7 protein-coding genes and 1 pseudogene are annotated in these 8,156 nt (G+C 62.9%); 4 read left to right on the top strand and 4 right to left on the bottom strand.

The window, feature by feature from the left end; translation table 11 throughout:
* The 4 genes and pseudogenes from IT472_RS02370 to rpmH form a co-directional block, all read right to left on the bottom strand.
* A pseudogene (locus IT472_RS02370) lies at positions 1 to 430 on the bottom strand (tRNA uridine-5-carboxymethylaminomethyl(34) synthesis GTPase MnmE); the annotation flags it as partial.
* A 40-nt stretch (positions 431 to 470) separates the two neighbouring features.
* Positions 471 to 2,123: a membrane protein insertase YidC gene (yidC, locus tag IT472_RS02375; RefSeq protein WP_297177802.1), complete on the bottom strand. Its 1,653-nt coding sequence runs from the start codon at positions 2,121 to 2,123 to the stop codon at positions 471 to 473.
* On the bottom strand, positions 2,123 to 2,593 hold the full coding sequence (gene rnpA / locus IT472_RS02380) for a ribonuclease P protein component (RefSeq protein WP_297177805.1): 471 nt from the start codon (positions 2,591 to 2,593) through the stop codon (positions 2,123 to 2,125). Before rnpA ends, yidC begins: the two co-directional genes overlap by 1 nt.
* A gap of 59 nt (positions 2,594 to 2,652) precedes the next feature.
* Positions 2,653 to 2,793 (bottom strand): 50S ribosomal protein L34, encoded by a 141-nt coding sequence (rpmH, locus tag IT472_RS02385; RefSeq protein WP_156640208.1) that lies wholly within the window; start codon positions 2,791 to 2,793, stop codon positions 2,653 to 2,655.
* 195 nt (positions 2,794 to 2,988) lie between these two features.
* On the opposite strand from rpmH, the gene dnaA reads away from it, so the two are divergent.
* The 4 genes from dnaA to IT472_RS02405 all read left to right on the top strand — a co-directional run.
* Positions 2,989 to 4,308, top strand: coding sequence for a chromosomal replication initiator protein DnaA (gene dnaA / locus IT472_RS02390; protein ID WP_297177808.1), 1,320 nt, complete (start codon positions 2,989 to 2,991; stop codon positions 4,306 to 4,308).
* A 255-nt stretch (positions 4,309 to 4,563) separates the two neighbouring features.
* The gene (gene dnaN / locus IT472_RS02395; protein ID WP_297177811.1) at positions 4,564 to 5,664 is read left to right on the top strand and encodes a DNA polymerase III subunit beta; all 1,101 of its coding nucleotides are present in this window, start codon (positions 4,564 to 4,566) and stop codon (positions 5,662 to 5,664) included.
* Between the two features lie 86 nt (positions 5,665 to 5,750).
* A complete protein-coding gene (gene recF, locus IT472_RS02400; RefSeq protein ID WP_297177814.1) occupies positions 5,751 to 6,833 on the top strand; it encodes a DNA replication/repair protein RecF in 1,083 nt (360 codons plus the stop codon).
* Between the two features lie 158 nt (positions 6,834 to 6,991).
* Positions 6,992 to 8,156, top strand: a 1,165-nt coding sequence (locus IT472_RS02405; protein WP_297177818.1) for an ATP-binding protein, incomplete at its 3' end; no start/stop codon positions are given.

Genomic DNA, 8,156 nt, shown 5'->3' on the forward strand with positions numbered 1-8,156 from the left:
GCGCGGCGCGGACATCGGCGGCGGCGATCAGGTCGGCGATGGCCTCGGCCTGCACCAGGTCGAGTTTGCCATTGAGGAAGGCGCGCTGGCTGAATTCCCCGGGCAGCGCCTGTCGCGCGCCCAGGCGAATGCAGCATTGGACAAGCTGATCCAGCACCACCGGGCTGCCGTGTGCCTGCAGCTCGACCACGTCCTCCCCTGTGAAACTGGCCGGGCCACGAAAGGCCAGCACGATCCCATCATCAATCGTGGTGCCATCGACCTCACGGAAACGGACGAAGGAAGCGCGCCTGACTCGCAGCTGGCGCCCGCAGACCGCCTGACCGACATCCCACGCCATCGGTCCCGAGAGCCGCACGATACCGACGCCACCCGGACCGGTCGCCGTGGCGATGGCCACGATGGTGGCGTCAGGCGGCGGGTGTGGCATGTTCGGCTACTCCTGTGGCGCTGGGGCGTCCACCCTGCGCTCAGCTGACCGTATGCGCGGCCGGCGGATCCGCATAGCGCTTCATGTTCATCCACTGCTGGAGCATGCCCAGGGCGCCATTCGTGACCCAGTACAGCACCAAGCCGGCCGGGAACATCGCGAACATGACCGCCATCACCACCGGCATGGCCTGCATCATCTTGGCCTGGATCGGATCCATGCCCACGGTCGGCGTCATTTTCTGGGTCAGGAACATCACCACGCCATTGAGGATCGGCAGGATGAAGTAGGGATCCTGTGCAGTCAGGTCATTGATCCAGCCCAGGATCCACGGTGCCTGGCGCAGCTCGATCGCCTCGATCAGCACGTAATACAGGGCCAGGAAGATCGGCATCTGGATCAGCAGCGGCAAGCAGCCGCCGGCCGGATTGACCTTCTCGCGCTTGTACAGGTCCATCATCGCCATCTGGAACTTCTGCTTGTCGTCGCCGTAGCGTTCCTTGAGTTGCTGGATGCGCGGCTGGAACTTGCGCATCTTGGCCATCGACTGGTACTGCTTGGCCGACAGTGGAAACAGCAGCAGCTTGATCAGCAGCACCAGCAGCACAATCGCCCAGCCCCAGTTGCCGGTGAGCTTGTGCAATTGGGTCAGCAGCCAATGGATGGGTTTGGCGATTGCGGTGAAGATGCCGTAATCCAGCGACAATCCGAGGCCGGGGGCAACCGCATCCAGCAGCTGTGCGTCCTTCGGCCCGAGCCACAGGGTTGCCGTGCTGGAAAACCGCTGTCCCGGATCCAGTGTCACCCGCGGGCCGCGGGCGTCGACTTCGTAGAGATTGCCGCGTTGGGCGAGCGAAAACAGTGCCCCCTGGTCCCGCTGGGGAACCCAGGCCGCAAGAAAATAATGCTGCGACAGGCCGATCCAGCCACCAACCACCTGTTGGTTGAGCGGACCGTCCTCGACGAAATCGGGGTACCTGCGCTTTTTGTACTTGTCCTCCGGGCTGTACCAGGCCGCGCCGTTGAGGCTGATGGTTCCCGGGTTGAAGAAGTTGCGGCCGGTCACCGGAGGCAAGCGCACGAGGCGGCGCTGGATATCCGAGATCCAGCGCGTGGTGCCGGCGTTGACGACGTCGTCGCGGATGCGCACCGCATAGCTGCCGCGGGTCAAGGTGATGCTGCGCTGCACCCGCACGCCGGATGGGGCGGTGGCCACGAACCGAGCCGTCACCTCCGCCTGGCCGGGAGCCAGCGTGAAATTGCGCTGTTCCCCCACGGGCATGAACGCCAGCGCACTCCCGTCCATGCCGATCCATGTCGCGCTGGCATCGAAGTACGAATTGCGAGCCTGATCCAACAGCACCACCGGGGCCGCGCCGGGCGCACGGCTCTGCGGGAAGTGCAACAACTCGGCACGGCTGACGTTGCGTCCGTCGAGTTCCAGCGCCAGCACGTCACTGCGCAGTCGCAGCGTTGGGCCGCGCCTGGCTGCTGCCGCGGCCGATGCAGGGGCAGGTGTCGGAGCCGCCGCCGGGACAGCACCCGATGCCGCCGGCACGTCTGCCGCTGGCGCCTCGGACACCGCAGCGGCCACGACGGGTTCGCTTGCCTCCTGTTCGGTACGCCACGCCTGCCACAGCAAGAACGCCACGGCTAACCAGGCAATGAACAACAGGTTGCGGGTCGAATTCATCAGGAGGGCGTCCGTGGGGAAGCGTGCGCGGGGTCCGCTGGGTCTGCAGCGGGCGGCATTGTGCCCAGCCCTGCCACTGCCGGCAACGCACCCAGCTTGAGCAACCTGTGCGCTAGCGCTGCGCGCAGTCCGGGTCCATCGATGCGGGCGGCCTCGGCCCGCGCCACCACAACGTAGGCCCCACCGCGCAATCCTTGGCGCATGGATCGGAAGCCTTCGCGCAGGGCGCGCTTGATGCGATTGCGGCCGACCGCCCGCGGGTCAACCCGGCGCGAAACCGCAAGCCCGAGCCGGGCAGGTGCCGGATCTTGCAGCCAATACAGGGTCAAGGCCGGCTCGCTGCTGCGCTTGCCGTCCTTGAAGACGCGATCGAAATCCACCTTTGCACACAACCGCGCCGAACGCGGAAAACCCGCCAGTCGCGATGGGGCAGGCAGGGCATCGGATCCTGATGATGGCAGTTGCGGCATCGCGCTGGCTCCTGATCGTCAAACGCCGGAACCGCACCGCCGCCGGGATACCCTGCAGGTCAAACAGTCAGGCGGCGACGGCCCTTGGCGCGGCGGCGTGCCAACACCTTGCGGCCATCGGCCGTCTTCATGCGGGCGCGGAAGCCGTGGTCGCGCTTGCGCTTGAGGTTGCTGGGCTGGTAAGTGCGCTTGGTGGCCATGACGGACCTGCTGTCGTTCGAATGCGGAGAAAAGACCGGAATTGTAGCCGGATTCCATTGGAACGCGCAAGCCCGAGACGACGGGAAGCTCCGGTTTGGCTCGCTCTTCCGCCGGTGCTACCCTGCCCACTTCCCGATCTGCGGCGATGGCGCACTTGCTGCCTGTTCGCTGCCGCCGCCTGAAACCACACCCGCATGGATGTCTGGCCCACCTGTCTGCAACGCCTGGAATCCGAGCTGCCACAGGAGGACGTCCGCACCTGGCTGAAGCCACTGCAGGGTGATCCCCGCGATGGCGGTCTGGTCCTGTACGCGCCCAATGCCCTGGTGCGCGAGGAAGTGCAGCTCCGTTTCCTGCCGCGGATCCGCGAGTTGGTGCAGCACTTCGCCGGCAATGCCGACGTAACCCTGGCCGTGGGTTCCCCGCCCCGCGGAAACGCCCCCGCAACGACCTCCTTGGCCACGGAATCCCAAGCGTCAGCAGAGCCCTTCCATGGCAATGTCGAAACCCATTACACCTTCGAGAACTTCGTCGAAGGCCGCAGCAACCAGCTGGCTCGGGCCGCCGCGTGGCACGCGGCCCACAAGCCGGGCGAACGCGCCCACAACCCCTTGCTGCTGTACGGGGGTACCGGCTTGGGCAAGACACACCTGATGTTTGCCGCAGGCAACGAAATGCGCCGCTTGAATCCGTCTGCGCGGGTGCTCTACCTGCACTCCAACGGGTTCTACAACGCCTTCTTCCGGGCCCTGCAGGAAAAATCCGCAGACCGCTTCAAGCGCCAGTTCCAGCAGATCGATGCCTTGTTGATCGACGACATCCAGTTTTTCGCCGGCAAGGACCGCACCCAAGAAGAGTTTTTCCATACGTTCAATGCATTGTTTGACGGCAAGCAGCAGATCATCCTGACCTGTGATCGCTACCCGCGTGAGGTCGACGGCTTGGAGCCGCGGCTGAAATCGCGGCTGGGTTGGGGCCTGTCGGTGGCGATCGATCCACCCGATTTCGAAACGCGTGCACAGATCGTCCTGTCCAAGGCCCGCGAACGCGGTGTCAGCGTGCCCGACGATGTCGCCCAACTGATCGCCAAGAAAATGCGCAGCAACGTGCGCGAGCTGGAGGGCGCGATCAACAAGCTGACCGCCCAAGCTGGCTTTCTGGGTCGCCCCGTGAACCTGGAATTTGCCCAAGAAACCCTGCGCGACCTCTGGCGCGCGCAGCAGCAGGCCATCAGCATCGCCAATATCCAGAAGGCCGTGGCAGACTACTACGGTCTGCAACTCAAGGAGATGCTCGGGAAAAAACGCACGCGCTCACTGGCGAGGCCCCGGCAAGTCGCCATGGCACTGGCAAAGGAGCTCACCGAACACAGCCTGCCGGAAATCGGCGATGCGTTCGATGGTCGTGACCACACCACCGTGCTGCACGCCTGCCGACAGATCCGGCAGCTCAAGGAACATGACGGCAAGCTCCATGAGGATTGGGAAAAGTTGCTCCGAAAGCTCAGTGAGTGAAGTGTGGGCAACTTGTGGATAAGCAAGAAGTCACCTTCAGGGGCAGGATCAACCCACAACTTATACACAAGTCAGATGGCACTTATCCATCGTGTTGCAGAGCAATAAATGTCTTATAAATCAACGCTTTAGATTCCTTATCAAGGCATTTCTTCGACACCTACAACCACGCTTTTAAAAATAATCCCTTCTTTACAAAAGCAGCTTTGCGGTGATTCGTAGGCTGAAGGTTCACATCAGGACGGAGAGTTCCCAATGCGGTTTTCCCTGCAGCGTGAGGTTCTGCTCAAGCCGTTGGCACAGGTTGTCAACGTGGTCGAACGCCGGCACACACTGCCCATCCTGTCCAATCTCCTGGTTCGGGTGCAGGGGGGGCAGTTGGAACTGACTGGAACCGATGTCGAAGTCGAGATGGTCTCGCGCGTGACTGCAGAAGAAACCGAGGCTGGGGAAACGACGGTTCCGGCGCGCAAACTGTTCGAAATCGTGCGTGCGTTGCCGGATGGAAGCCGGGTGACGGTTTCCCAACGCGAGGACAAGGTGACAGTGCAGGCGGGACGCAGCAGATTCACCCTGACCAGCCTGCCGGCCAATGATTTCCCCTCCCTGGACGAGGTGGAAGCCACCGACCGCGTGCAGGTCCCGGAGACCGGACTGCGTGAATTGCTGGAACGCACCGCGTTTGCCATGGCCCAGCAGGACGTGCGTTTCTACCTGAATGGGCTGTTGTTCGACTTGCGCAGCGACGCCCTGCGCTGCGTGGCGACGGACGGACACCGGATGGCCCTGTGTGAGATCCCGCTGGAAGAGGGGCATCCCGGCAAGCGTCAGATCATCGTTCCGCGCAAGGGTGTGCAGGAATTGCAGCGCCTCCTGGAAGGCAGCGATCGCTTGTTGGAACTCGAGCTCGGCAGGAACCACATCCGGGTCAAGCGCGATGATGTCACCTTCACCTGCAAGCTGATCGAGGGCAAGTTCCCTGACTACGAAGCGGTCATTCCGATCGGGGCAGACCGCGAGGTCAAGGTGGATCGCGAGGCGCTGCGTTCATCGCTGCAGCGCGCCTCGATCCTGTCGAACGAGAAATACCGCGGAATTCGCATCGAGGTAGCGCGAGACCTACTGCGGATCAGCGCTCATAACCCGGAGCAGGAAGAAGCGCAGGAAGAACTCGAGGCACAAACGTCGGTTGATGGCTTGGCCATTGGGTTCAATGTCACCTACTTGCTGGAGGCGTTGAGCGCGCTGCGTGACGAGTTCGTGGTGTTGCAACTGCGTGATGGCACGTCCTCGGCCCTCGTTCGTGGTGCCGACCACCAGCGCGTCCGCCACGTGGTCATGCCACTCCGCCTGTGACCCAACCGGGGGCGCGATCACACGCGGTGTGTGGCCGTGGCCAGGCTCCAAAGGTCGGTTCCGGCCACACGGGTGCATGAGTTCCAATGGAAATCACGCGCCTGCTGTTGCGCCAGTTCCGCTGTTTCGAGCAGGCGGAACTCCACCCCGCGCCAGGATTCAACCTTCTAACCGGTGCGAATGGTTGCGGCAAGACCAGTGTTCTGGAAGCCCTTCATCTCCTCGCGCATGGCCGCAGCTTTCGTGGCCGGGTGCGGGATGGATTGGTGCGACGGGGGCAGGCGGCGCTTGAAGTGGTCGCCCAATGGCACGGATCCGACCATGTGCCGCATCGATGTGGATTGCGCCACACCGGCAGCCAGTGGCAGGCGAAGCTTGACGGGGAGGATGTGCAGCAACTTGGCCACCTGCTGACTGCCGTCACCGTGGTCAGCTTCGAGCCTGATAGCCATTCCCTGGTTGATGGCGGCAGTGAATCCAGAAGACGCTACCTCGATTGGGGGTTGTTCCACGTGGAACAGGATTTCCTCCCAACCTGGCGTCGTTATTCCCGCGCACTCAAGCAGCGCAATGCACTGCTACGGCAACGGGATCCAGGGCTGCAGCTGGATGCCTGGGAACAGGAGCTTGCCCACACGGGTGAAATCCTGACCCATCAACGCGAGACCCACGTGGCGAACCTTCAACCAAGGCTGGAGCACTGCGTCCAGTCACTTCTGCCGGGCGTGGGTGCTCCAAGCATCCGCCTGCAGCCGGGATGGCGGCAGCGGGACCTGGGTCTGGGTGATGCTTTGCTGCTGGCGCGAGAACGGGATTTTGCCCTCGGACATTCCACCGTTGGTCCCCATCGCGCAGACCTGAGGATTGATCTGGATGGCATTCCAGCAAACGGTCTTTCGCGTGGCCAAACCAAACAGATGGCCCTTGCGTTGATACTGACCCAAGCCACGCTCCTGGCCGAGACCTCTGGTCATTGGCCTGTCCTGCAGTTGGACGATCTGGGGGCAGAGCTCGATCGAAATCACCAGGATCGAGCCATTGCCATGCTCGTCCGGAGCGGGGCACAGATATTGATCACGGGAAGCGAGCCCCCCCCTTGTTTGATTTCAGGCTTGACCGGGGTTGCCAGGTTTCACGTGGAACAGGCCAAGATCGAGCGGGTGTCCTAACCCATGAGGGCAATGCCGAACAAGTCCCTCCTGGAGTTGTTCAGGCCTTCGTTAGGGGATTGGGCGCGTAGGTACATCCTGTGCTTGCTATACTGTGCGCCCCTATAGCTAATGTGTCCCGGCGCGGTGTTTGCCGCGCTGTTGGGCCGAGTGCGTCGATGCAAGAATCCGATCAGACCGCGGGTGGAACGCCCGCAGGCGCCAGCAATTCCAACTACGATTCCAGCCGGATTACCGTCCTGCACGGGCTTGAGGCCGTACGCAAGCGGCCGGGCATGTACATCGGCGACGTCCACGACGGCACCGGCCTGCACCACATGGTGTTTGAAGTGGTCGACAACGCCATCGACGAGGCGTTGGCGGGCTTTGCCAACGAGATCCGGGTGACCATCCATGCCGATGGCTCGGTCGGCGTGCTCGACAACGGACGCGGCATCCCGGTCGATATCCACAAGGATGAGGGGGTTTCGGCCGCCCAGGTCATCATGACCGTGCTGCACGCTGGCGGTAAATTCGATGACAACAGCTACAAGGTCTCCGGCGGCCTGCACGGCGTCGGTGTCAGCGTGGTCAATGCGCTGTCGATCAAGCTCACGCTGGACATCTGGCGCGACGGCGGTCATTTCCAGCAGGAATACACGATGGGGGAACCGGTGTATCCGCTGCGCCGGGTCGGCGACGACGCTGGCTGCCGCGGGACCCTGGTGCGGTTCTGGCCGGCGGCCGAGGTCTTTACCGACACCGAATTCCATTACGAGATCCTGGCGCGCCGCCTGCGCGAGCTGTCCTTCCTCAATTCCGGGGTGCGCATCACCCTGGTCGACGAGCGTGGCGACGAGAGCGGGCAGGAACGCCACGACCTGTTCCATTACCAAGGCGGCATCCGCAGCTTCGTGGAGCATCTGGCGCAGTCGAAGACGCCGCTGCATCCGGCGGTGATTTCGATGCGTGGCGAGCAGAACGACATCGTGGTGGAAGCGGCCCTGCAGTGGACCGACAGCTACCAGGAAACGATGTTCTGTTTCACCAACAACATCCCGCAGAAGGACGGCGGTACCCATTTGCAGGGCTTCCGGACCGCGCTGACCCGCACCCTGGGCAAGTACATCGAGCAAAGCGGGGTTGCCAAACAAGCCAAGGTCGATCTCACCGGCGATGACATGCGCGAAGGCATGATCGCGGTGCTCTCGGTCAAGGTGCCTGATCCCAGCTTTTCCAGCCAGACCAAGGAAAAACTGGTGTCGTCGGATGTGCGGCCGGTGGTCGATAGTACTTTCGCGGCGCGTCTGGAGGAGTTCCTGCAGGAACATCCGAACGAAGCCA

The organism is Thermomonas sp. (assembly GCF_020850895.1).
Taxonomy (GTDB): Bacteria; Pseudomonadota; Gammaproteobacteria; order Xanthomonadales; family Xanthomonadaceae; genus Thermomonas.

Coding starts and splice junctions, on each gene's coding strand:
- rnpA (WP_297177805.1), bottom strand. CDS start 2,593: ATGCCGCAACTGCCATCATCAGGATCCGATGCCCTGCCTGCCCCATCG.
- recF (WP_297177814.1), top strand. CDS start 5,751: ATGGAAATCACGCGCCTGCTGTTGCGCCAGTTCCGCTGTTTCGAGCAG.
- rpmH (WP_156640208.1), bottom strand. CDS start 2,793: ATGGCCACCAAGCGCACTTACCAGCCCAGCAACCTCAAGCGCAAGCGC.
- yidC (WP_297177802.1), bottom strand. CDS start 2,123: ATGAATTCGACCCGCAACCTGTTGTTCATTGCCTGGTTAGCCGTGGCG.
- dnaA (WP_297177808.1), top strand. CDS start 2,989: ATGGATGTCTGGCCCACCTGTCTGCAACGCCTGGAATCCGAGCTGCCA.
- dnaN (WP_297177811.1), top strand. CDS start 4,564: ATGCGGTTTTCCCTGCAGCGTGAGGTTCTGCTCAAGCCGTTGGCACAG.